The organism is Sphingomonas sp. 2SG (assembly GCF_005503285.1).
Classification (GTDB): domain Bacteria; phylum Pseudomonadota; class Alphaproteobacteria; order Sphingomonadales; family Sphingomonadaceae; genus Sphingomonas; species Sphingomonas taxi.
This window is the reverse complement of sequence record NZ_SCMZ01000056.1, coordinates 1-22,865: the sequence shown is the minus strand read 5'-3', so window position 1 is coordinate 22,865 and position 22,865 is coordinate 1. Positions and strand designations below refer to the sequence as shown.

Below are 22,865 nucleotides of genomic sequence, written 5' to 3'. Positions count from 1 at the left end.
GGTGGGGGTCGCCTGTTCGATGGCGGCGGGGGCGCTCGCCGCGGTGCTCGGCGGCAGCAACCGCCAGATCGAGAATGCCGCGGAGATCGGCATGGAGCACAATCTCGGCCTCACCTGCGACCCGATCGGCGGGCTGGTGCAGATCCCGTGCATCGAGCGCAACACGATGGGCGCGGTGAAGGCGATCAATGCCGCCTATCTCGCGCTGCGCGGCGACGGCAGCCACGTCGTCAGCCTCGACGCGGTGATCGAGACGATGCGCCAGACCGGCGAGGACATGCGCTCGAAATACAAGGAAACCAGCCTCGGCGGCCTCGCCGTCAACGTGGTGGAATGTTGACGTGTCAGCATGTCGTCGTGTCGACAGCCCTACATCCAAGTGCGGCGCGACTTGAGCGAAATGCACATCGACAAACCTAATCGTCGATCCCTATGCAATCCGACATGTCGACACGGCGACATGTCGTAGCCTAGATGTGCCTGTTAACCCTTTGCAGCTAGGCACAAGCCATGCGTATTCTCGTCACCGGGGGAGCCGGCTTCATCGGCTCGGCGTTGGTCCGCCACCTGATCCGCAACACCGGGCACGAGGTGCTGAACCTCGATGCGTTGACCTATGCCGGTACGCTGACCGCACTCGCGCCGGTCGCCGACGATCCCCGCTATCGTTTCGTCCATGCCAACGTGTGCGATGCGGCGGCCGTCGGCGCCGCGATCCACGACTTCCGCCCGGACGTGATCACCCATCTGGCCGCCGAGAGCCATGTCGACCGATCGATCGATGGCCCTGGCGCCTTCGTACAGACCAACGTCGTCGGCACCTTCACGATGCTTACCGCCGCGCGTGCCTATTGGCAGGCCCTGTCACAAACCGAGCGCGCGGCGTTCCGATTTCATCACATTTCGACCGACGAAGTGTTCGGTTCGCTGGGGCCTACCGGCGCATTCACCGAGGAGACGCCCTATGACCCGCGCTCGCCCTATTCGGCGTCAAAGGCGGCATCCGATCATCTGGTCAGTGCCTGGGGCCATACGTATGACCTGCCGGTGCTCGTCACCAATTGCTCGAACAACTACGGCCCCTATCACTTTCCCGAAAAGATGATCCCGTTGATGATCGTCAAGGCCTTGGCGGGAGAGACCTTGCCTGTCTACGGGCGAGGCGAGAACGTGCGCGACTGGCTGTTCGTCGAGGATCACGTCCGCGCATTGCAAGCGGTGCTCGAACGTGGCGTCCCAAGGCGCCGTTATAATATCGGCGGCAGCGCCGAGCGACGGAATATCGACGTAGTCGAAACACTCTGTGCGACGCTTGATCGACTGCGTCCGCGCGAGAAAGGGGGCTCCTACGCCGAACAGATCGGCTTCGTTGCCGATCGTCCGGGTCACGATCAGCGCTATGCGATCGACGCTACCCGCATCCACGCCGAACTGGGCTGGGCGCCACAGGAGAGTTTCGAAAGCGGCCTGGAAATGACGATCCGCTGGTATCTCGACAACGCAGCTTGGTGGCAGCCTCTGGTCGATAGGCAAGCGGCAGACGTGCGACGCGGACTGAATGGACAAATGGAGCGTTCGGCATGAAGGGCATCATTCTTGCCGGCGGCACCGGCACGCGGCTCCATCCTGCAACGTTGGTCGTCAACAAGCAGTTGCTGCCGGTCTACGATAAGCCAATGATCTATTACCCGCTATCTGCGCTGATGCTCGCGGGCATCCGCGAGATTTTGATCATCTCGAGTCCCGAATATTTATCGCATTATCGAACATTGTTCGGTGATGGGTCTCGGCTTGGCCTACAGATTGCCTATGCCGAGCAGCAACGTCCCGAAGGCCTGCCCCAGGCGTTTACCATTGGCCGCGAGTGGATTGCGGGCGAGCCGGTCACACTGATTCTTGGCGACAATATCTTCTTCGGCAATGGCTTGGGACCAATGCTGCGGCGTGCGGTCGCCCGTGCGGAGGCAGGCAAGGGCGGTGCGACGATCTTTTCGTATCGAGTGGAGGATCCCCAACGTTACGGCGTCATCGCCTTCGACGCGGACGGTCGCGCTGTTTCCATCGAGGAGAAGCCGGAACGCCCGCGCTCCAACCATGCGATCACCGGGCTTTACGTCTTTGATGCCCAGGTTTGCGATCATACCGTCGGCCTAACCCCTTCACCACGCGGGGAGCTGGAAATCACCGATCTGGCGCGTCGCTATATGGAGGTCGGCACGCTCCATGTCGAACCGATGGGCAGAGGCTTCGCCTGGCTCGACACCGGCACCCACGACAGCCTACTGGAGGCGGCCGAATTCGTCCGCACCATTCAGCATCGCCAGGGCATCCAGATCGCCTGCTTGGAGGAGATCGCTTTCCTGCAAGGATTCATCACGGCCGAGGCAGCCGCGGAACAGGGCAGGGCGCTTGCCAAAACAGCCTATGGTCGCGCGATTTTGACGGCGATCGAAGAGGAAGCGTACGCGCCGCTACCGTTTGGCGAACGCCGCGCCGATGACAGGCGCAGAGGCTGAGCCGAAAAACACATGCTCGACAGGCCGACATGTCTACACGTCGGCCTGTCGATCATCTTACTTGGCGAGCAGCCCCTCGGCGAAGCTGCGCACGCTCGGGCCGATATCGGCGCGGGCGAGGGCGAGGGCGAGATTCGCTTGGATATAGCCCGCCTTGTCGCCGCAATCGTAGCGCTCGCCGTCGAAGGTGAAGCCGTGGAACGGCTGCTGGCCGATCAGCTGCGCCATCGCGTCGGTGAGCTGGATCTCGCCGCCCGCTCCCTTTTCCTGGCTCTCAAGGATGCGCATCACCTCGGGCTGGAGGATGTAGCGGCCGGGGATCATCAGGTTGGACGGCGCGCTGCCCTGCTTGGGCTTTTCGACCAGCGCCTTGACCTCGGTAAGGCGGCCATCGATCGCGCCGGGCGAGATGATGCCGTATTTGTCGGTCTCGCTGTCGGCGACCTCGAGCGCACCGACGATATTGCCGCCGACCTGATTATAGGCCTCGACCATCTGCGCGATGAAGCCGGGCTTGCCGACCATCAGCTCGTCGGGGAGCAGCACCGCGAACGGCTCGTCGCCGACGATCTCGCGCGCGCACCATACTGCATGGCCGAGGCCGAGCGGCTCCTGCTGGCGGACGTAGACCGGCGAGCCGGGCTTCTGGCGGATGCCCTCGATGACGCTGAGCGACTTGCCGCGCGCGCGCATCGTATCCTCGAGCTCGTAGGAAATGTCGAAATGGTCCTCGAGCGCGCCCTTGCCGCGGCCGGTGACGAAGATGATCTGCTCGATCCCCGCCTCGAGCGCTTCCTCGACCGCATATTGGATCAGCGGCTTGTCGACGACGGTCAGCATCTCCTTGGGCATCGCCTTGGTCGCGGGAAGGAACCGCGTGCCGAGCCCGGCTACCGGAAACACCGCTTTGCGTACGCGCTTGATCGTCATGACTGGTCCCATCGATTGCTGTGGAGGCGGTCGAGACCACCCGTCGCCCGGGGGTCTAGAATGTTATGAAGACAGAAGAAATACAGTCATCCACCCATTCGTACCGGATCGGTCGCGACCCGGCGCAGGCGGGGTGCCGGTTCAGCGCAGCCGGCCGGCGGCATCGTGGGCGAGCAGGCCGCGGACCTCCTCGGCATAGGCCGGGCGACGCATCCATTGATGGCGGATATGATCGAAGGTGCGGCGGAACGCCCTGGGCGTCGGCGTCCGGAAGGGCAAAGTGAGCAGCGCCAGAACGCGCCAGGCGAGCCCCCAGCGGCCGACCCTTTGTCCCGCAGCTGTCAAGCCCGAGGTAGCGACCAGGCTAGGCCAGGGCATCGTGAAATGGCCCAGCGCCGCGTCGATATCCGATTCATAGCCGCGGTTGATGAAGCCGTTCGCCTCCTTCAGCGCGCCGACCGGGCGGGTGTGGCGGATCGGGATGGCGTCGACGATCGCGAAGCGCCGGTCCTCGGGCGGCAGCGCGCTGCCCCAGACCAGGTCGATGCCGCTTTCCCAGCCGTAATCGAACAGCGGCGCGACCTCGCGCAGCGCACGCGCCGCGAAAAAGGGCGCCATCATCTCGATGTAATTCACCTCGCGGAAGGTGAAGGACGGATTGCGCGCGGTGCCGGCGTAGGTGAAATAGCTGTCCCAGGTCAGGCTCGGTTGGAAGATCGTGAACCCCTCCGCCGCGCCGAGTGCGAACAGCCGGCTGAGACTGTCGGCATCGGTGTCGATGTCGTCGTCGATCAGCGCGACATAGTCATATTGGGCGATGAAATCGCTGTTGTCGGACAGCGTCGCACGCCAGCCCTGGACCTTGGTGCCGGGGATGAAGCGGTGGAACGTGCCCGCCGCGTCGAGCGGGCGGCTGTTAGGATCGAAGGAGGCGACGAGCAGATCGAAGTCGCGCGCGGAGGCAGGCGCGAGCCAGCGCTCGTGCAGACTTTTCGGTCCCGCCCGCGTGATGACCAGATTTTTCGAATTTGCCGGGCCAAGCATCAATGGGCAGTCCTGGAATGCATGATGCTCCCGTGTCTCCGCAGGGCGTACGTCGCGGCAATTCCGCCGGGGTCGGGCGCTTTATCGGCGTCGGGTAGCGCATTTCATCGTATCAATCCAGCATCCTGACGCATGCCAACCGTCCCACTTAAGCATTCCGGCGGGACGATGGCCGCATTGCCACACTGCACGGCGAATTGTGTGATATGATTGCTGAACAGTCGCGTCTTCGCCATGGCCGCATCGTCTTGCCGGTGCGGCGATCAGACCGCGGCCTGCAATTCCAGCCGGCGGATATGATCCAGCAACTCAGGCTCGTTCCACAGCCGCCGTTCGAGATAGGATTTGGCGATCTGCTTGACTTTGTAGGCGGCGCGCCGGCGCAGATCTAGCGCCGCACAATATTCTCTGATCTCGGGGAACTCGCGGGCGATGGCGAGATAGGGCTTGTGCCACGACCGTCCCCACGGCGCATAAGCGCCTTGCCACGGGCGTGGATTGGACATGAAATGGACGATCGCCGGGGGGGCGATGGTGTCGATGCCGTAACCGAGCACGAACCCCGGGAAGTTCCACCGGATCGAGGCGTAATCGCGGCGGCCGTCGGTGACCCGGTTGATGATCGTCTGATCCTCGAAGTGCAGCGCGCTGGACGCCGCACCGATCTGCGCCAGCGCCTCGCGCGAGATCGCCGCCCAGCTCGCCCGGTTGACCCGAAACACGCCGCTGTTGACGTAATTCTCGCCGAATGCGGTGATCTCATCCTCGAAATCGCCGCGCAGCCGGGCGATGCCGCTGAGATAGATCATCGGGTCGCGCACCGCGCACAACCCGCCGTCCTGCGGCTGGAAGTCGAGCAGCGGGGTCAGGTCGCCGACGACCTGCGTATCGCCGTCGAGGTAGAGGATCTCCGCATAATCGGCCGGCAGCAGCTGATCGAGGAACAGGCGTGCGTTCATGATGTGCAGATCGCCGAGGAAGGCCGGGTCCTCCCAGCGATACGCAATCCCCTTGGCCGCGCAGACATGCGCGATGCGGCGGCTTTCCTCACCCGGTTCGCGGGTCAGATCGTAGACGATGACGTCCCAATGCGCCGGCGAAAACTGCCGCGCCTGTATTGCACTGACCAGCGATTGGAACAGATACCCCTGGTTCGCTATGTAGCAAATGCACGATCGCGGCGGGGAAGAATTGACAGTCACGTAAATTCCTTTGCGGCCACTCTGTGTGACGGACGACCGACCGCCGTCAATACGTTCGTGGAACCGATGTCCGTGCCGCGCCGCTGATGACATTTTTCGCAGTCACTCAAGACGCTAGCCTCCTCCCTCAGTGCAACCGGCATAACGGATGTCGCGACCCGCGGTAAGGGAGGGAAGGGAACGACGTGGCTCATCGAGCCATCATATTGGCGTATTATTTTCCGCGGCCGGCGGGAGATAGCGGATAGGTCAATTCTCCTGTGCCAAAATCGGACGCGGGGCGCGATGGGTAGCGCCGGACCGCGGACTGGCTTAAAGAAAGTCTGACCGCTGCGTTAACTGTCGGATCGACTGGCGCGGTGGTGCGTAGACGCCCGGCGCACCGGACGGTGGCGCCGACCGCGACGACGATGCGGCGTATGGAGGTTGCCAGCCGGGCAAAAGACCCGGCGATGGCCCGCAAAGGGCCGGCACGCTGCTCCCCAACGATGGAAGGCAAAGGTGGCCATGATCCCATTCCTGCCCAGGACCCGCGTCGACCGCACGCGTTCGGTCCGCACGCACGCCGAGCGCAGCCGCCTGCTGTCGGCCGGCATGACCGGCTGCGCGGCGCTGACGCTGGCCACCACCGCCGCCTGTACGCCGCTGCCCAGATGCGCCGCGACGATCGATCTGCGCCAGTATCGCCAGACCTTCGACGAACCGTTCGACACGCTCGACGTCTCCGCGCGCGGCCCGGGCACGCGCTGGACCGCGCATACGCCGTGGAACGGCGATTTCGGCTCCTCGACCTTCGTCGATCCGCAGCCGGGCTTCCCCTTTTCGGTCCGCGACGGTCTGCTGACCATCCACATGAAGCGCGACGCGCAGGGCAAATGGCATTCGGGACTGTTGTCGTCGAGCGACGCACAGGGCCGCGGCTTCCTGCAGCGCACCGGCTATTTTGAGATGCGCGCGATCCTGCCCAAGGGTGACGGCGTCTGGCCGGCGTTCTGGCTCGGCTCGCTCGGCAAGAAGGGCGAGACGACGCCGGAGATCGACGTGCTCGAACATTACGGCCGCGATCCCGCCACCTTCCTCGCCACCACGCATCTGTGGACCGACGGCAAGAGCCGCGATCAGGGCCCCAAGGTGGTGCGGGTGCCGCCGGATTCGCTGACCACGGGGATGCATCGCTATGGCGTCAGCGTCGAGAAGGATGCGATCAACGTCTTCCTCGACGGCCGCTCGGTCGCCTGTTTCGCTTCGGCCCCCGAGTATCTGAAGCCCAAGATGTTGCTCCTCAACCTGGGCGCAGGTGGCGGCTGGCCGATCGACAAGATGCCCGACGATCGCGCGATGACGGTCGATTATGTGCGCGCCTACGTCAAACGCCCCCGCCCGTGAGCCCCGTCAGTGATTTGCAATGTCGCGATGGTAAGTTCGCTGCCAAGAGATTGAGATAGGACGATGATCATGAAGGTTCATGTCCACCTGGCCTATGGCTTCGGCGAGGATCGGTGGGGTCGCAGGTTCGACAGCGGTGAGCTGATCGGCGTCAACGAACGCGACCCTTATGGCTATCGCCATGCCATGCCGATGGTCGAGGCGATGACCAAGTCGGTCGATCATCCCGAAGGCCGATTGGGCCGGCTGGTGCGGCTCGGGCTGCGCGCCGTGCTCGGCTTCGATGTCCTGCACGCCTGGCGCAACCGCCGGGCGATGCGCGCGGCCGATGTCGTCTGGACGCACACCGAATCGCAGCATCTCGCGGTCAGCCAGGTGTTCGCGCTGCAGCGGCTCACGCCGGCGGAGCGGCCCAAGCTGCTCGCGCAGAGCGTCTGGCTGATGGATGGCTGGGACCGGTTGTCGGGTCTGCGCCGTGCCTATTACCGCCGGCTGATGCGCAGTGCCGACATGCTCACCTTCCATTCGCAGGAAAATCTCGAGATGGCGCGCCAGCGCCTCGCCGACCGGCCGAGCGAATTGGTGCTGTTCGGGATCAACGCGAGCGAGCAGACGCCGCCCGTGCGCGGTCAGGCAGGCGATCCGCAGCGGATCATCGCGGTCGGCAACGACGTGCATCGCGACTGGCCGACGCTGATCCAGGCGGTGGCGCGCCATCCCGACTGGCGGCTGCGCATTGTCTCGACCAAATGTCCCGCGGCGCTCGCCGAGGGGATCGCCAACGTCGAGATCGCCGGGGTCGACAATAACGACGACCTCAAGGCGCTGTATCGTCAGGCGACGATCGCGATCGTGCCGCTGTCGCCCAACGCCCATGCCTCGGGGATCACCGTCCTGCAGGAGGCGGCACTCAACGGCGTCGCCGCGATCGCCAGCGACGTCGGCGGGCTGCGCGATTATTTCGATGCAGATGCGGTGACTTATTATGCCAGCGGCGATGTCGACGGGCTCGAGCGGGCGATCGACGGGCTCTTGTCGGACCCCGAGAAGCGCTACGCCCAGGCGGTCGCCGCTCAGCACCGGATGGGGCCGGACGGGCTCAGCTCCTACGCCTTCGCACGTCGCCATGTCGAGATTTCTCAATCACTTGTCGGTGAGACTCGATCGCCTGCCGGGCGTCGGCAAGCGGCGGTCGCATGATCGGGCACGGGATCGCGCATTTCCCGACATGAGACAGGCCGCATCGGCCATCTGTGCCGATCTGGGCACACTTGTGATGGAATTATCTACCGTTATCAGGATGGTATGATGTAGCGCCGGCAAAACCGGCCATGAAGCCGAGTGGCGCGCGAATTATTTCGGCGGTATTAACCTTACCGCAACGGGCGCGGTGCGATTGGGCTGGTGAAGGGGTTGTCGTTATGTATCTAACCCAGGAAAGGGGCGGTGAACCGCGCGTGTCCGATCGCCCATCCGAAAATCACGTTAACGAGATGATCCTGCGCATGCTCGATCTCGTCGTTGGCATCATCGCCATCATCGTCTTCGCTCCTTTGCTGATCGGTCTGGCGATCGCGATCTATGCTAGCGATCCCGGACCGCTGATCTTCGCGCAGCCGCGGATCGGGCGGAACGGGCGCGAATTCCGCTGCCTCAAGTTCCGCACCATGGTGGTCGACGCGACCGACCGGCTCGAGCAATTGCTCGCCAACGATCCCGCCGCGCGCGCCGAATGGGCGCGCGACCACAAGTTGCGCAACGACCCGCGTATCACCCCGCTCGGCCGCTTCCTGCGCAAGAGCAGCCTCGACGAGCTGCCGCAGTTCTTCAACCTGATCAACGGCACGATGAGCATCGTCGGACCGCGGCCGATCGTGAACGCCGAAGTGGTCCGCTACGGCCGCCGCTTCCAGGATTATTGCCGGGTGCGGCCGGGCATCACCGGCCTGTGGCAGGTCAGCGGGCGCAGCGACACGACCTACCGGCGCCGCGTCGCGCTCGACGTCGCTTATTCGAAGCATCGTTCGCTCGGGCTCAATATCAAGATCATGATGATGACGGTGCCTGCGGTGCTGGCGGCCAAGGGCAGCCGCTAGAGCCGCGACGGACGCGAAAAGGGGGAACGGATTGCGCAAGGACATGACCGGCGGACCCGCGGGGGCGGGGCGGCTGCTCGTCAACGGGCGGTTCCTCTATGCCCGGCCGACCGGCGTCCAGCGCGTCGCCACCGCCTTGCTCCACCAATTGGGCGCGCGCCGCGACGAGCTGCTGCGCCTGTTCCCCGCCGGGGTGCAGGTCGAGGCGCCGCGCGGCGATGCCGCGGCGACGATCGCGGGCCTGCCGGTGCATCAGGCCGGTCGTCGCGGCGGCCAGATCTGGGAACAGTTCACGCTGCCGCGGCAGGGGAGGGGCGACGTCATCCTGTCGCTCTCCAACGTCGGGCCGCTCGCCGCGGCGCGCGGTATCACGATGATCCACGACGCGCAGGTCTATACCGCGCCGCAATCCTATTCGTCCGCCTTCGTGCGCTGGTATCGCTTCCTGCTGCCGCGGCTTGGCCGCCGCAACCTGCAGATCCTGACCGTCTCGCATTTCTCCAAGCAGCAGCTCGTCGATCACAAGGTCGCGCGCGCCGAGACGATCACGGTGATCCCCAACGGCGTCGACCATATCCTCGGCTTCGCCAGCGATGCCGGCGCCGTCCGCCGCCTCGCGCTTACCGAGCGCCGCTATGTCGTCGCACTGGCGACGACGCAGCCGCACAAGAACATCGCAGTGCTGCTGCGCGCCTTCGCCGACGGCGCGATGGGCGACGTCCGGCTGGTGCTGCTCGGCAAGGCGAGCGCCGACGAGATGCGCGCTGCCTATCCCTTCCTGCCCGACGACGTGCTGTTCACCGGCATGATCGACGACGGCGAGCTGCGCGGCCTGCTCGAGACCGCTTTGTGCTTCGCGATGCCCTCGACGACCGAGGGCTTCGGCCTGCCGCCGCTCGAGGCGATGATCCTCGGTACCCCGGCGGTCGTCGCGCCGTGCGGCGCGCTGCCCGAAGCCTGCGGGGAGGGGGCGCTCTACGCCGACCCCGACCAGCCCGACGCATGGCGGACGCAGATCCGCAGCCTGCGCGACGATCCCGCGTTGCGCGCGCGGATGAGCGAGGCCGGCGCGGCGCAGGCCGCCACCTTCACCTGGGCACGCGCCGGCGACCTGCTGGTCGACGCGCTGCGCCGCTGCCTGCCGGGGCAGCGCGCATGAGCCCGCACACCCTGTTTGGCCAGTCAAGGAGCGCCCGATGAAGGTCGCCATCGTCATCGCCAGCGTCGGCCGCCCGGTCGAGCTCGCCCGCTGGGTCGACCATGCCCGCCGCCAGACGCTGACGCCGAGCGAGATCATCTTCTCGATCGCCTCGGACGCCGACATTCCGGCAGGCTTCGCCGATCCGTCGGTCAAGGTGCTGCGCGGGCCGAAGGGCTCGTGCCACCAGCGCAATTCGGGGCTCGATGCGCTGACCAGCGCGCCCGACGTGGTCGCCTTCTTCGACGACGATTACGTGCCGAGCCGGCGCTGCATCGAGGGGATCGCCGCGGTGTTCACGGCGCATCCCGATCTGGTCGGCACCAGCGGGCAGCTGCTCGCCGACGGCATCCATAGCGCCGGCGTCGATTACGAGACGGCGACGACGATGGTCGAGGCCTATGATGCCGAGGACCCGCCGATCGATACCACGCTGATCAAGGCCATGGGCACCTATGGCTGCAACATGGCGTTCCGCTGCGCGGCGATCGGCGACGTCCGCTTCGACGAGAAGCTGCCGCTCTATGCCTGGCAGGAGGACGTCGACTTCTCACGGCGGTTGCGCAGCCGCGGCCGCGTGGAACGCACGCACGGCTTCGTCGGGGTGCACCAGGGGGTCAAGGGTGGTCGCAGCCCGGGTCTGCGCCTCGGCTATTCGCAGGTCGCCAACCCGCTCTATCTCATCCGCAAGGGGACCATGGCGCCAAGCGACGCCTTGTGGCTGATGATGCGCAACGTCGGCAGCAACCACGTCAAGGCGTTCACCCCCGAGCCGTGGGTCGATCGCAAGGGCCGCGTCGCGGGCAATTGGCGCGCGGTGAAGGACCTGCTGACCGGCAAGCTGCGCCCGGACCGGATCCTCGACTTCTAGGAACGGCGAGCGGCGGCTCAGTCGCTGCGGATGGCCGTGCCGCTCTGCGGGAAAGCGAGGCTGGCCGGGGCGAGGGCGCAGGGCTCGGCGCGCCGTGCCGCCGCGACCATGGTCATGCCGCCCCGCGTCGTCCGCTTCAGCCTCGACAGGACCAGCGCGGTTACCGAAAACCAGCCCAGAGCGATCACCGCGAAGGCGATGAGCAAGATGTCGGTGAACCCCGCGACGATCATCAGCGCGCAGGCCGCGGCGAAGAAATCCCGCATCGTCAGATGAATGAAGAATTCGGTGAGCCGCGACGTGCGTCGGCCGTTGCGCAGCTGCCGTTTGATGACGTCGAAGTTCATCGCCTCGCCCATCGCGCTCGCATGTCTGCCGATCAGCAGGAGGCCGGCGGCCAGCGTGACCAGTGCGATGCCGCCCGCAACCGCGCTCGTCACGTCGCCGGCCATGGCGACATTGACGGTCACGCCGGTGATGAACGCCAGGTTGGTGAAGGCATCGATGACGCTGTCCAGCGTCGCGCCGAGTTCCGACGTGCGATAGGTCGCGCGCGCGATCTCGCCGTCGACGCCGTCGAAGATCGAGGCGGCCTGGAACAGCAAGGCCCCCAGGATCAGCCCGGTACCGTCGCCGAGGAACAGGGCGAACGCCATTGCCAGACCCAGCAGGGCGGTGCCGAGGCTGGCATGGAACGGGGTGACGGCCGGGATGCGCAGTAACTGATGACTGATCGCCCGCGAGATCGGGCGGTTGATGTAGCGGGACACGATGCCGTCGCCGCCCTTGCCGGTCGCGGCGAGCACGTCGCGGCTCGCGCGGCGGAGCAGTTTGAAGGCCGCCGCCTGCGGCAGGAGCGCGGACGACAGCGATACCCGATCCTTGACGCAGGCGTCGAACAGCGCCGGGAGCACGTTCTCGCGCCCGGGGCCGCTATGCCGTTGCGCCAATGCCGCGACGAACGTCTCGCCACGCACCGTCAGCCTCTCGTCGTCCGAAGGTACGATCGCGAAACCGAGCCGGAGATCCGGCGCCAGACGCCGGCATTCCGCCAGCAGCGCGTCGCCGGGGACCCATGGTTCGTCGACGACGATCGAACACCGGCGGATGCCGTCCTGCTCCGCGATCCCGGCGATCGCCTGCGCGGCGCGGGCCGCGGCGGGAATGCCGGCGACGCGATATTCCGCGGTCGCCGCACTCGAAAAGACAAGGATGATCTGGGGCAAGTCGCTCGTTCCCGCTGGTGCGTCGCTGGGTTGACGGAACGGCGGCAGCAAAACCTTGGTCAAAAGCGCCGGACCGGGGCGTCTGCCAGCAATTGGCGGTAGAGCGTCAGATTGGCCGCGGCGAAATTACGCCAGCGCAGCGCGCGCGCCCGCGTCAGGCCGGCGGCCCGCATCCGTTCGGCGCGAGCGGGCGAACGCACCACCGCCAGCAGCCGGTCGGCGATCGACCCGATGTCGTGCGGATCGGCAAGCAGCGCCGCACCCCCCGCGACCTCCGGCATCGACGAAGTCATGCTGGTGACGACCGGGCAGCCGCTCGCCATCGCCTCGGCGACGGGATTGCCGAAGCCTTCGGCGAAGGAGGGATGCAGCAGCACCCGTGCGGCGCCGTACAGCGTCACCAGCGCATCGCTGTCGACGACGGGGAGGAAGTGGACCCGCTCGCCGATACCGAGCGCCCGCGCCAGGCTCTCGAGCCGTACCCGCCCCGCACCACGCCGCTGCACCATGACCAGATCGATGCCGCGATCGTCGGCGAAGGCGGCGGCAAAGCCGCGCATCGCGCCTTCGTGGTTCTTGTACGGCGCATCCTGTCCGACGGTCAGCACGAAGGGGCGCCCGGGTGTCAGGCCCAGCGCCGTCAGCGCCGCAGCGTCCGGTGCGACCGGCCGGAAATGATCGGAGACGCCCGACAGCGTCACCGTCGTTCGCGACGCAACGTCCGGATCATAAGCGGCGAGCTGCGTCGCGGTCGCCGTGCTGATCGCCGCGATCGCATCGGCGGTGCGGATCGCGCGGCGCAGGCCGTGGCCGTAGAAGAGCCGCTCCACTTCGCCGCGCAGGCCGGTACGGCACCAGGCGGGATGCGTCAGCCGCATGATGTCGTGGATCGTCACGAGGCAGGGCATCGGCAGGCCCGCCGGCATGATGTTGAAGGTGGCGTGGAACAGGTCGACCTGCGACAGATCGACCACCTCGGGCAGCCACCACATCGTCGCCGGACCATTGGCCGCCTGCCACACCCGCTGCTCGACCACGTTGGGCGCGTCGCTCAGCCGGCCGCGATGCGCGGGGTGGCGCAGCAGCAGGAAGCGCAGGTCCGGCGCCAGCGCCGGCACGTGGTCGATCAGGCCGCGCACCACCTCGGCGATGCCGCTCGGCCGGGGACCGATATAGCGGCAGTCGATACAGATCGTCGGCATCGGCACGGGGCGGCGCTCATTGCACCGCGTTGTTGATGCCGGTGACCGAGAAGGCGGCGCTCGACACGATGTTGAGGAATTTCTGGAGATCGGCGATCGGCGCGTTCGAGACGTAGAGCACGTCGCGGTCGCGGATGCCGAAATCCTGCGCGGTGAAGAAGGACGCGCCCTGACCGAGGTCGAGCCGGTAGACGACCGGCACCAGCCCCTCGGCGGTGCGCCGCGCCGTCCGCGCCATCTCGGGATCGAGCACCTCGGGATGTTCGAGGCGGAAGACGAAGACGCTGCGCACGTCGGCGCGATCGTCGCGCAACCCGCCGATCCGGCCGAGCGCCTGCGCCAGCGAGATGCCGCCGCCCTCGAACGGCACTTCGGCATTCTGGCCGACCGCCCCCAGCGCGATGAAACTATAGGGCTGGAATATCGCGGTGATGACGTCGCCGGCCTGCAACATGACGTTCTGCGTCGGATCGCGGACGATCGCGTCGAGCGGCATCGCCGCGGTGCGGCCGGCGCGGGTGAGCTGGACGGTCGTCTTGGCGACGGGCTGGCGCGACCCGCCCGAGGCGGCGAGCGCGTCGAGCAGGCGTTCGCCGCGCGGGGTCAGCGGCATGCGGCGGGTCGCGCCGACCTCGCCCATCACCGTCACCGCGCGACTGTCGTTCTGCGCCAGCCGCACGATCGCCTGCGGGCTGTGCGCGCGCCCCGCCAGCCGCGCGACGATCGTGCGCGCGACCGCCTGCGGGGTCGATCCGCGCACCGCGACGCTGCCGACGAACGGGATGGTGATCGTGCCGTCCTCGCCGACCACCTGTTGCGGGATGCCGGCGCTCTGCGCGATGGCGCTGCCGATACTGGCGCCGGGGGGCGTCGCGCCGAACAGCACCGCGGGCGGCGCCTCCCAGATCGCGATGTCGAGGACGTCGCCGACGCCGATCACCGTGCTGGTCGGCGCGACCACGCCGAACACGTCGGCGAACCGCTGCGCGCGGGCGAAGGCGGCCGCGCGGCGCGCCGTCGCCTCGTCGAGCGGCACGACGCTGATGCCGCGGTCGGCCGCGGTGCCGGGCCGGGCGGCACGGCCGATCGCCTTGGCGGAGGGGCCGGAGCCGCCGATCGTCGAACAGCCGGTCGCGAGCAGCAGGAGGAGCGCGGCCGACAGGCGCGGCGGGATGGGCATCAGAGGAACCTCTCGTAGAGCGCGGCGAGGCGCGCCCGGTAACGGTCGGGAGAGAAGAGCGCGCCCTGGACGAGGCCGCGGCGCGCGAGATCGGCACGCAGATCGGCGTCGGCGTCGAGCGCGCGCAGCCCGGCGCCGATCGCGGCGGTGTCATAGGGATCGACCGCGAGCGCGGCGTCGCCCGCCACCTCCGGCAGCGACGAGGTGTTCGAGCAGAGCACCGGCGTGCCGAGCAGCATCGCCTCGAGCACCGGCAGGCCGAACCCTTCGTAGAGCGAGGGGAACAGCGCCGCCTTGGCGCCGCGGATCAGGCTGACGAGCAGGCCGAACGGCGCATAGGGAAGCTGGATGATGCGGCCGCGGCGCACGTCGCCCTTGGCGGGCTTGCCGTTGGCGAGCGCGTCGAGCAGGCGCAATTCGCCCTCGGCGCGCCAGGCGCGGGCGCCGACGATGACGAGCGGCGTCGTCAGTCCGCTCGCCATATAGGCCTCGACGATGCGGCCGATGTTCTTCTTGGGCTCGATAGAACCCCAGAACAGGAAATAGTCCTTGTAGCCCGCGCCGATCGCACCCTCGACCTCGCGCGCGACCTGCTCTTCCGGCGTGTCGAGATAGCGGGCGGGGATGTCGACCGCCTGATAGGTGTTGGTGATCCGCTCGGGCGCGATGCCGGTCAGCTCGATGATGTCGCGGCGCGAGCATTCGGAGACGGTGACGAGATGGTCCGCGGTGCGCGCGATCGTCCGCAGCAGCGCGAGATAGCGCCGCTTGTCGTCGAGCGTCGTATAGGGCAGCCGCAGCGGCACGAGATCGTGCAGCGTGAACAGATTGGCCGCACCCGGCACGCGCAGCGGCAAGGGATAGGTCCAATGCGCGAGGTCGGGCTGCACCGGCAGGCGGACCGCGGTGGTCCGCCCCCAGGCGTGGAAGCGGCCGTTGGCGCGGCGGAACACGTCGGTGGCGTTGTAGAGCGTGTCGTAATGCGGCAGCCGCGCGCCGAACTGGCGCGTCACCACCCGCCCGGTCACCGGCACCGCCGCGGCGCGCGAGGCCAGCGGCGACAGCAGGCCGGCAAGGTCGCGCAGGCGGCCCTGCCGCTTGGCGGTGCCGCTGTCGAAGAAGCCGATCTCGCGCAGCAGGGGCTCGCGCGCCGCCAGCCCCTGATGGCCGTAGAGCACCGAGGTGCGATGCCCGAGCCGCCCGACCTCGTAGCTGAGGTTGCGCGCATAGGTGGCGACGCCGGTGCCCTTCTCCAGCCCGAGATTGTAGCCGTCGATCAGGACGTGTTTCATGCGAGTGCCCGTTGGGTGGCGGGCCAGTCGCGGAACGCGCCCGCCGCGGCCGCGGCCGGCCATAATGGCGCGTCGGACGGCAGCGTCGCGACGACGGTCGCGCCGTCGGCCGGGGGGAGATGCGCGAAGGCGAGGACGCGGATCGTCTCGGCGTCGGTATCGGCCGCGTCCGGAACAGCGTCGGCGGCATCGGCGAAGCGCGGATCGGCGATCATCGCCGCGGCGAGCGCGTCGCAGCTGCCGTGGCGGCGCAGCAGCGCGACCATCTCGGTGTCCGCGACCGTCGCGCCGGGCCACAGCAGCCAGGCCAGCGCATCGACGTCGGGACGGCCGGGCACCTGCGTAGCCGCCGGTCCCTTGCGATAAGGATGGATCGGCCAGGCGGCGGGCTCGTCGCCGCCCTGCGCGACGACGAAGCGGAGATGCTCGACGACGTCCGCGGCGGGTTCGCCGAGCGCGCAGGCGGTGCGGTACGAGGCTTCGGCGCGCGCGAAATGCCCGCCCTCCTTGGCGACATGCGCATGCTGCACCCAATAGGAGCGCTGATAGGGATGGAGCGCGAGCGCGGCGGCATAACGCTCCTCCGCCGCGGCCCAGTCGCGCGCGTCGCGGCGCCAGTCGCCCTCGCGCACGAGCAGCCGGAAACGGTCGTCGGCGAGCGCACGATGCTGCGCGACCTCGATCAGCGCGGTGCGGTCGACCGCCGCGGCGCGATCGATCGCCGGCGCGGCGACGAGGCCGATCGCCTCGCGGAACCGGTCGTACGCCTCGTCGAAATCGTCGAACAGCGCGAGCCGGCCGCCGTGCAGCAGCGCGAAGCGGTTGCAATGGTCGCGCAGATAGCCGGGATCGTGGCTGATCAGCACCATCGCGCGATCGCCGCGCTTGCCGAACAATTCGTGGTTGCAGCGATCGTGGAAGCGCGCGTCGCCGACCGCGCCGATCTCGTCGATCAGGAAACAGTCGAATTCGATGATCATCGAGATGGCGAAAGCGAGCCGCGCCCGCATACCCGAGGAATAGCTGCGCACCGGTTCGTGCAGATAGGCGCCGAGTTCGGAAAAGTCGGCGACGAAGGCGAGATTGCGCTGGAAATCCTGCGCGTAGATGCGGCTGATGAAGCGGATGTTGTCGATCCCCGACAGCGTCGGCTGAAACGCCCCGCCGAAGGCGAGCGGCCACGACACCGACATGCCGCGCTCGACGCGCCCCGAGGTCGGCCGCTCGGCGCCGCTGATGAGGCGGACCATCGTCGACTTGCCCGCACCGTTGCGCCCCAGCACGCCGAGCCGTTCGCCCATCGCCAGCTCGAAGCCGACGCCGTCGAGCACGACATTGTCGCCCGAGCGGGTGTGGTAGACCTTGCGGACGTCGGTCAGCCGGATCATTCGGGCACCACGCGGCGCGCCACCCATTGCGTGGTGAACAGCGCGACGAAGGTCAGCACCAGGCAGAACGGCAGCACGTAGCCGAGGTCGTAATGGGCGTGGACGCGCGACCCGAAATAGCCCTCGCGGACGATCTCGGTGCCGTGCACCATCGGGATGTAGAGCACGTATTTCTGCGCCGCGGCGGGCAGGGCATCGACGAGGAACGCCGAACCCGACAACGGGAAGATCAGATATGAGGCGGGGTGCCAGAGCTTGTCGACGAGCTCGCTCTCGTGGCTGAGCGCACCCAGCGTGATCGCCAGCGCCGCGCCGAACCAGGCGATGAGCAGCCAGCCACCGACCACCTCGAGGATGTTCTTGGGCGGATCGATCCAGCCGAGCACGATGAACAATACGCTCAAGCCGGCAAAGGACATCGACGCCCCGCCGAATTCGAGCGCGACGCGTGCGATATAGATGTCGAGCACGCGGATGTTGCGGTGGTAGAGCAGCGACAAATTGCTCCACAGCGCGCCGATGCAGCGGCCCGGCATGTTGCGCCAGAGGAGCACGCTGGAATAGCCGGTCAGCGCGAAGGCGACGATCGGCAGGTTGCTGCCGTGATAGGCCTTGGCCGCGGTCCACAAGGCGGCGACGCCGAGCGTGAACAGCATCGGTTCGACGAACAGCCACAGGAAGCCGATATTGTGCCGGCCATAGCGGGTCAGCATCTCGCGCAGCAGCAGCGCGACGAGGACACGGCCCTGGACCCGCAGGCTGTCGCGCAGCGGCGGACGGGCGAGAGGAGCGGCGGGGGTCATCCCTCGCGATGCTCGCGCACGCCGGCGAGCAGGATGGTGAGGATGCCCCAAGCGAGCAGGCCGAGCACCAGCACCGCCAGAATCCCGCCCAGCCGCCGCGGCCGGATCGGATAATCGGGCAGGCTGGGCGGCGCGATCCGCTCGACATAGGCGCGTTTGCGGCGGGCCTCGGCATGCGCGTCCTGCAACGAGATCAGCGTCGCGGCGAGCTGTTTGGCAGCCAGTTCGCTGTCGAGCTGCAGCACCTGGTAGCGGGCAGCCGCGGCGGACAGCGAGTTGCGGCCGCCGGCGACCCCCGAGCGGCGCTGCGCGATCTCCTTCTGCAATCCGTCGATCTGGGTGCGCAGATAGGGGATCTGCGGCGCGGCCGGGGTGAACGCCTCCATCTGCTGCAATTGCGTGCGGGCGGAGACGAGCTCGTCGTCGAGCTTGGCGATGCCCTGAAGCCGCGCCTCGGCCTCCTTCTCGGGATCGATGATGCCGGCGCGGTTGCGATAGGCGGCGAGCCGCACCGCGGCGGTGCGCGCGCGCTCCTGCGCGTCGCGCGCGTCGCTTTCGGCGACGGTCAGCGCGTCGGACCGCGCCCGGGTGGAGAGGCGGTTGACCAACGCTTCCGAGCGTTCGAGCAGGCGTTCGTTGATCGCCCGCGCCGCGACCGGATCGAAGGCGCTGACGCTGAGGTGGAGGACCTGCGTCGTGGTGTCGGGCTCGACCTCGACCTTGCCGAGATAATAATCGAAGAAGCGTTCGCGATTGGCGGGCAGCAGGCCGCCGAACCGGTCGAACAGGAACACCGACCCCACGGTATAGGCGCGGGTCAGCAGACCGTCGCGATCGGCATCGGCCAGCGCGCCGCGCGATTCGAGATACTCCACCACCGCATTGCTTTCCTCGGTGGCGCCGCTGAGGCCGCTGCCGCTGAGCACCTGGCCGAGCGAGGTGACCGCCGCCTTGCTCGGGCTGCGCACGACGAAGCGCGCCTCAGAGACGAAGACGTCGCTGGCGAACAGCGCGAAGTACAGCGTCGCCAGGACCGTCGGCACCACCACCAGCGCGAGGAACAACGGCGACGGGCGCGTGAATGTGGACGACACTAGTTGGCGGTTCCCAGATTGATGTGACAGCCGGCGGGCACCGGACGGCCGGTCCCGGGGCGAAGGTCGGCGGCCGGGCGGGCGAGGGCCCTCATCCAGGGCGCGACCTGGTCGAAATGATCGTCCCAGCTCGGCGGGCAATAGCCGCGCAGCGCATCGATCCGGCGCTGCCGCTGCGCCGCGGCACGATCGAAGGCGACGATCCGCGCCGCCCAGCCGGCGACATCGTGCGGATCGAGCAGGCACGGAATGCCCTGGCCGACCTCGCGGAAGCACGGCAGGTCGCTGGCGATCACCGGCACGCCCATCGCCAGCGCCTCGGCCATCGGCAGGCCGAACCCTTCCGCCAGCGAAGGCATCAGGACCGCACGCGCGCCGCGCATCAGCGAGGCGAGCGTGGCGTCGTCGCAATCCTCGACGATCTCGATCAGGCCGCCGGCCATCTGCGACGCGGCGAGGGCGTCGCGCAGCGCGGCGACCCCGGTGCCCCATCGCCCGACGATGACCAGCCGTGGCGGCATGCCGCCGGCGGTGGCGCGCATGCGGTCCCAGACCCTGCGCAGCAGATCGTGGTTCTTGCGGCTCTCGATCGTGCCGACGCACAGGAAGTAATCACCGTCGGCCGGCGGTGGCGCATCGCGGGGCAGCGCGGCCCCCGCCAGCGGCGCGAGCGCGACGGGCGGGCAGGGGAGGCGCAGCCGCGCCGCATGCGCGTGCAGGTCGCGCGCCACCGCGGCGCTGCCGACGATGATCCCGGCGCCGTGGCGCAGCGCCGCGGCGACGCGGTCCGTATGCCGCCTGACGGCGTGGGGCCGGCAATGGTCCGGGTGCAGGATCGGGATCAGGTCGTGGACGAGGTAGACGGCGCGCAGGCCGTGGCGCGCGATCCAGCGGACATGCGCCGGCAGGTCATAGTCGGTATGGGAGACGTTGAGGTAGAGGCCGCCCGGACGGGGTCGACGCGGCCGTGCCAGTGCCGCGGCGAGATGCAGCGCCAGCCGATGCCGGATGCCGCGGCGACGATCGCCGGCCAGCAGCGCGAACAGCCGGCACGACGCCGATCGGCCGAACACGCGGATGACGCCGCGATGCTGCACCACCGCGCGGGCCTGCGGCGCGAAATAGTGCAGATAGGCAAGGCAGATCCGGTCGATCCCGTTGGCCGGGCGCCCGGTCCAGCGCAGCGCCACCAGACGCGTCACGTCGAGCAGGACGGGCGCCTCGCCTGTCGCCGCGCTGGGGAAGCCTGGAGTGACCGCATTCATCCTGAGACAGACGGAGGCGCCACGTCCCGACCTTGGTGGCGTCGCAAATTTTTCCGGAGCGTTCCCGCCGCGCCGGTGACGCCCGATCTAGAAACGCGTGTCGAGGCCGATCCGGAAGGTGCGTGGCCGCAGCGGCGTGACCTGATCGCGGCCGGTGGCGAACGGCGTGCCGAGCGCGAAGCGGTTGCCGCGCGTGTCGAGCAGGTTGCTCACCCCCGCGGTCACGCCGAAGCGCGCGAAAGCCAGCCGCGCGGTGACCTCGGTATCGAGATAGCTGCCCTGCCGCTGGCCGAGCACCGGGCCGACGCCAAGCCGCGATGACCCGACGTAGCGCAGCCAGCCGTCGACCGTCAGCCCCGCCGCGCCGAGATCGTGATGGTAGGTGGCCCCGGCCCGCACGGTCACCTTCGCGATATTGGGAATCTGTTCGAGCCGGGCGGAGGCCTGCGCGCGCGTGGCCGCCGCCCCCGGCGGCAGCTCCGGCGTCGCGATCAGCGCGAGCAGCCGGCTCGACGGCTCTTCGATGCGACCGTCGTTGTACGACACCGCGCCTTCGAGGCGCAGGCCGCCGACCGGGCGCAGCGTGCCGGTCGCCTCCACCGTCCACAACCGGCCGTTGCCGATATTGGCGGTACTCGGCAGTCCGAGGCCGTCGATGAAATCGGCCTGGATGTCGCGCCACGACGCCCGCGCGACCGTCACGCTGAGATCGGCGAGCGACGAGCCATGGCGCACTCCGGCCTCGATCGTCGCCACCCGGTCGTTGCGGAACTGGCGCACATAGTCGCTTTCGATCGCCAGCCCGCCCGGACGGAATCCCTGCTGGTAGCGCAGGAACAGCTTGGTGCGCCGGGCGACGTCGACGAGCGCCGAGGCGCCCGGCAGGACGATCGTCTGCGACCGCTGCGCCGTCTCGCCGTCACGCGCCGTGATGGCGACATCCTCGGGACTGCCGTCCAGCGTCGACCGCGTCGCGCGCAGGCCGCCGGTGAGCAGCAGGCCGGGCAGCGGACGGATGCTGCCCTCGCCATAAGCGGTCCATTCGCGCACGCTGTTGACGACGCCGGTGGTCGGCGCGGGCGAGTCGGGCGCGCCGAGCAGGCGGCGCAACCGGGTCTGATTGTGGACGTAGCTGATGCCGGCGAGCCAGCCCGAGCCGTCCGGGGCGCTCTGCCAGGCGCGGGTCTCGTTCGCCTGCATCCGCGTCCGATTGGCCTGGACGAACAGGCGGGGCGGGCCGCCGGGCGGCGTCGCGTCATAGCGTTCGAGCAGGTCGTGCGCGGTGAGGCCGCTGGTCGAGCGGAACCGGACCGCGCCGATCTGACCGGCGATCACCGCCTGTGCCTGACCGTAATCGGCGCGAAAGCCCTCGGTCACCGGGGCGAGGCGGGTCAGCGGCGCGCCGTCGCGATCGGCATATTGGCTGTCCGCACCGTGGATCCGCTGGCCGATGCCGATCAGCTCGGCGCTCCAGCCGGACCCGATCTCGAGGTGCGCGGTCGCCCGTCCGCCCTCGATGCGGGTGCGATTGACGTCGGCGCGACCGAGCAGCGGCTTGTCGATATAGCCGCCTTCGATCGCGTCGGTGGCGACGAGGCGCACGCCCAGCCGGTCGGTGACGACGGGCACGTTCAGCACCGCCTGCGCGTCCAGCCCCGGACCGCCATGCATCGTCGCCGACGTGCCGACCACCACCGATCCCGCGGCACGGTCCAGCGCGACCGGATTGGGCACCAGCCGGATCAGCCCGCCGAGCGATCCGGCGCCGTAGAGCGTGCCCTGCGGGCCTTCCAATACCTCCACCGCCGCGAGATCGGCGAGGCGCAGATCGGGGTCGGGTGCGTTGTAGCTGAGACGCAGGTCGCCGTAATATTGGCCGACCGTCGCCTGGGTCGGGCCGGTGAAGCTCGAATCGGCGATGCCGCGGATGAACAGCTTGTTCCGGCCGGCACCGAGATAGGTCGAGGTCACGCTGGTCAGCCGCTGGACGAGGCGATCCGTGCCGCCGGCACCGCCGCGCTCCAGTTCGCCGCCCGGGATGCTCGAGACCTGGCCGGCGAAATTGTCCTGGGTCGTATCGCGCTTGCTGGCGGTGACGACGATGTCGCCGTCGGGCTGCGGCGCGGGGGGTGGCGGCGACATCGTCGTCACCGCCAGCAAGCGCGATACGAC

General features: G+C 68.2%; 20 protein-coding genes. 8 read left to right on the top strand and 12 right to left on the bottom strand.

The window, feature by feature from the left end; genetic code table 11:
* The 3 genes from FFS23_RS17345 to rfbA all read left to right on the top strand — a co-directional run.
* Nucleotides 1-340 (top strand): L-serine ammonia-lyase, iron-sulfur-dependent, subunit alpha (locus FFS23_RS17345; protein ID WP_212742995.1); only part of this gene is annotated, 340 nt, incomplete at its 5' end.
* A gap of 170 nt (nt 341-510) precedes the next feature.
* Nucleotides 511-1,584, top strand: coding sequence for a dTDP-glucose 4,6-dehydratase (gene rfbB / locus FFS23_RS17340; RefSeq protein ID WP_137899591.1), 1,074 nt, complete (start codon nt 511-513; stop codon nt 1,582-1,584).
* Nucleotides 1,581-2,516, top strand: coding sequence for a glucose-1-phosphate thymidylyltransferase RfbA (gene rfbA, locus FFS23_RS17335; protein ID WP_137899590.1), 936 nt, complete (start codon nt 1,581-1,583; stop codon nt 2,514-2,516). Before rfbB ends, rfbA begins: the two co-directional genes overlap by 4 nt.
* 57 nt (nt 2,517-2,573) lie before the next feature.
* On the opposite strand, the gene galU is transcribed toward rfbA, so the two are convergent.
* The 3 genes from galU to FFS23_RS17320 all read right to left on the bottom strand — a co-directional run bounded on the left by galU (nt 2,574) and on the right by FFS23_RS17320 (nt 5,692).
* Complete coding sequence (gene galU, locus FFS23_RS17330; RefSeq protein WP_041394046.1) at nt 2,574-3,446, bottom strand: UTP--glucose-1-phosphate uridylyltransferase GalU; 873 nt, start codon at nt 3,444-3,446, stop codon at nt 2,574-2,576.
* Nucleotides 3,447-3,587: 141 nt separating this feature from the next.
* The gene (locus tag FFS23_RS17325) at nt 3,588-4,490 is read right to left on the bottom strand and encodes a hypothetical protein (protein WP_137899589.1); all 903 of its coding nucleotides are present in this window, start codon (nt 4,488-4,490) and stop codon (nt 3,588-3,590) included.
* A gap of 263 nt (nt 4,491-4,753) precedes the next feature.
* Nucleotides 4,754-5,692 carry a glycosyltransferase family 8 protein gene (locus tag FFS23_RS17320; protein ID WP_052075853.1) on the bottom strand — a complete coding sequence of 313 codons (939 nt, stop codon included), beginning with the start codon at nt 5,690-5,692 and terminating at the stop codon, nt 4,754-4,756.
* Between the two features lie 507 nt (nt 5,693-6,199).
* Here FFS23_RS17320 and FFS23_RS17315 point away from each other — a divergent pair.
* From FFS23_RS17315 to FFS23_RS17295, 5 genes are all read left to right on the top strand, one after another.
* Nucleotides 6,200-7,078, top strand: a complete 879-nt coding sequence (locus FFS23_RS17315) for a glycoside hydrolase family 16 protein (protein ID WP_249340736.1) — start codon at nt 6,200-6,202, stop codon at nt 7,076-7,078.
* 69 nt (nt 7,079-7,147) lie between these two features.
* A complete protein-coding gene (locus tag FFS23_RS17310) occupies nt 7,148-8,278 on the top strand; it encodes a glycosyltransferase family 4 protein (RefSeq protein ID WP_137899586.1) in 1,131 nt (376 codons plus the stop codon).
* A 293-nt stretch (nt 8,279-8,571) separates the two neighbouring features.
* A complete protein-coding gene (locus FFS23_RS17305) occupies nt 8,572-9,174 on the top strand; it encodes a sugar transferase (protein ID WP_245640936.1) in 603 nt (200 codons plus the stop codon).
* Nucleotides 9,175-9,217: 43 nt separating this feature from the next.
* The gene (locus tag FFS23_RS17300; protein WP_137899585.1) at nt 9,218-10,333 is read left to right on the top strand and encodes a glycosyltransferase family 4 protein; all 1,116 of its coding nucleotides are present in this window, start codon (nt 9,218-9,220) and stop codon (nt 10,331-10,333) included.
* Between the two features lie 37 nt (nt 10,334-10,370).
* The gene (locus tag FFS23_RS17295; RefSeq protein ID WP_137899584.1) at nt 10,371-11,243 is read left to right on the top strand and encodes a glycosyltransferase family 2 protein; all 873 of its coding nucleotides are present in this window, start codon (nt 10,371-10,373) and stop codon (nt 11,241-11,243) included.
* Nucleotides 11,244-11,260: 17 nt separating this feature from the next.
* On the opposite strand, the gene FFS23_RS17290 is transcribed toward FFS23_RS17295, so the two are convergent.
* From FFS23_RS17290 to FFS23_RS17250, 9 genes are all read right to left on the bottom strand, one after another.
* Nucleotides 11,261-12,469: a CDP-alcohol phosphatidyltransferase family protein gene (locus FFS23_RS17290; protein WP_041394052.1), complete on the bottom strand. Its 1,209-nt coding sequence runs from the start codon at nt 12,467-12,469 to the stop codon at nt 11,261-11,263.
* A 59-nt stretch (nt 12,470-12,528) separates the two neighbouring features.
* Nucleotides 12,529-13,671: a glycosyltransferase family 4 protein gene (locus FFS23_RS17285; RefSeq protein ID WP_171009536.1), complete on the bottom strand. Its 1,143-nt coding sequence runs from the start codon at nt 13,669-13,671 to the stop codon at nt 12,529-12,531.
* A gap of 16 nt (nt 13,672-13,687) precedes the next feature.
* Entirely contained in the window at nt 13,688-14,851 is a 1,164-nt protein-coding gene (locus tag FFS23_RS17280; RefSeq protein ID WP_137899582.1) for a polysaccharide biosynthesis/export family protein, read from the bottom strand.
* A complete protein-coding gene (locus tag FFS23_RS17275; protein ID WP_171009535.1) occupies nt 14,851-16,143 on the bottom strand; it encodes a glycosyltransferase family 4 protein in 1,293 nt (430 codons plus the stop codon). The genes FFS23_RS17280 and FFS23_RS17275 overlap by 1 nt, the downstream gene beginning before the upstream one ends.
* Complete coding sequence (locus tag FFS23_RS20670; RefSeq protein WP_137899581.1) at nt 16,140-17,531, bottom strand: ATP-binding cassette domain-containing protein; 1,392 nt, start codon at nt 17,529-17,531, stop codon at nt 16,140-16,142. The genes FFS23_RS17275 and FFS23_RS20670 overlap by 4 nt, the downstream gene beginning before the upstream one ends.
* A complete protein-coding gene (locus FFS23_RS17265; RefSeq protein WP_137899580.1) occupies nt 17,528-18,334 on the bottom strand; it encodes an ABC transporter permease in 807 nt (268 codons plus the stop codon). Before FFS23_RS17265 ends, FFS23_RS20670 begins: the two co-directional genes overlap by 4 nt.
* A complete protein-coding gene (locus FFS23_RS17260) occupies nt 18,331-19,428 on the bottom strand; it encodes a KpsE/RkpR family capsule polysaccharide export protein (RefSeq protein WP_137899579.1) in 1,098 nt (365 codons plus the stop codon). Before FFS23_RS17260 ends, FFS23_RS17265 begins: the two co-directional genes overlap by 4 nt.
* The gene (locus FFS23_RS17255) at nt 19,428-20,693 is read right to left on the bottom strand and encodes a glycosyltransferase family 4 protein (RefSeq protein ID WP_137899578.1); all 1,266 of its coding nucleotides are present in this window, start codon (nt 20,691-20,693) and stop codon (nt 19,428-19,430) included. The genes FFS23_RS17260 and FFS23_RS17255 overlap by 1 nt, the downstream gene beginning before the upstream one ends.
* Nucleotides 20,694-20,780: 87 nt before the next feature.
* Nucleotides 20,781-22,865: TonB-dependent receptor (locus tag FFS23_RS17250; protein WP_137899577.1), on the bottom strand; the 2,085-nt coding region annotated here is incomplete at its 5' end.

Bases quoted from the DNA above. Each gene is read 5' to 3' on its own strand.
- rfbB (WP_137899591.1), top strand. From the start codon at position 511: ATGCGTATTCTCGTCACCGGGGGAGCCGGCTTCATCGGCTCGGCGTTG.
- rfbA (WP_137899590.1), top strand. From the start codon at position 1,581: ATGAAGGGCATCATTCTTGCCGGCGGCACCGGCACGCGGCTCCATCCT.
- galU (WP_041394046.1), bottom strand. From the start codon at position 3,446: ATGACGATCAAGCGCGTACGCAAAGCGGTGTTTCCGGTAGCCGGGCTC.
- FFS23_RS17325 (WP_137899589.1), bottom strand. From the start codon at position 4,490: ATGCTTGGCCCGGCAAATTCGAAAAATCTGGTCATCACGCGGGCGGGA.
- FFS23_RS17315 (WP_249340736.1), top strand. From the start codon at position 6,200: ATGATCCCATTCCTGCCCAGGACCCGCGTCGACCGCACGCGTTCGGTC.
- FFS23_RS17310 (WP_137899586.1), top strand. From the start codon at position 7,148: ATGAAGGTTCATGTCCACCTGGCCTATGGCTTCGGCGAGGATCGGTGG.
- FFS23_RS17305 (WP_245640936.1), top strand. From the start codon at position 8,572: ATGATCCTGCGCATGCTCGATCTCGTCGTTGGCATCATCGCCATCATC.
- FFS23_RS17300 (WP_137899585.1), top strand. From the start codon at position 9,218: ATGACCGGCGGACCCGCGGGGGCGGGGCGGCTGCTCGTCAACGGGCGG.
- FFS23_RS17295 (WP_137899584.1), top strand. From the start codon at position 10,371: ATGAAGGTCGCCATCGTCATCGCCAGCGTCGGCCGCCCGGTCGAGCTC.
- FFS23_RS17285 (WP_171009536.1), bottom strand. From the start codon at position 13,671: ATGCCGACGATCTGTATCGACTGCCGCTATATCGGTCCCCGGCCGAGC.
- FFS23_RS17280 (WP_137899582.1), bottom strand. From the start codon at position 14,851: ATGCCCATCCCGCCGCGCCTGTCGGCCGCGCTCCTCCTGCTGCTCGCG.
- FFS23_RS17275 (WP_171009535.1), bottom strand. From the start codon at position 16,143: ATGAAACACGTCCTGATCGACGGCTACAATCTCGGGCTGGAGAAGGGC.
- FFS23_RS20670 (WP_137899581.1), bottom strand. From the start codon at position 17,531: ATGATCCGGCTGACCGACGTCCGCAAGGTCTACCACACCCGCTCGGGC.
- FFS23_RS17265 (WP_137899580.1), bottom strand. From the start codon at position 18,334: ATGACCCCCGCCGCTCCTCTCGCCCGTCCGCCGCTGCGCGACAGCCTG.
- FFS23_RS17255 (WP_137899578.1), bottom strand. From the start codon at position 20,693: ATGAATGCGGTCACTCCAGGCTTCCCCAGCGCGGCGACAGGCGAGGCG.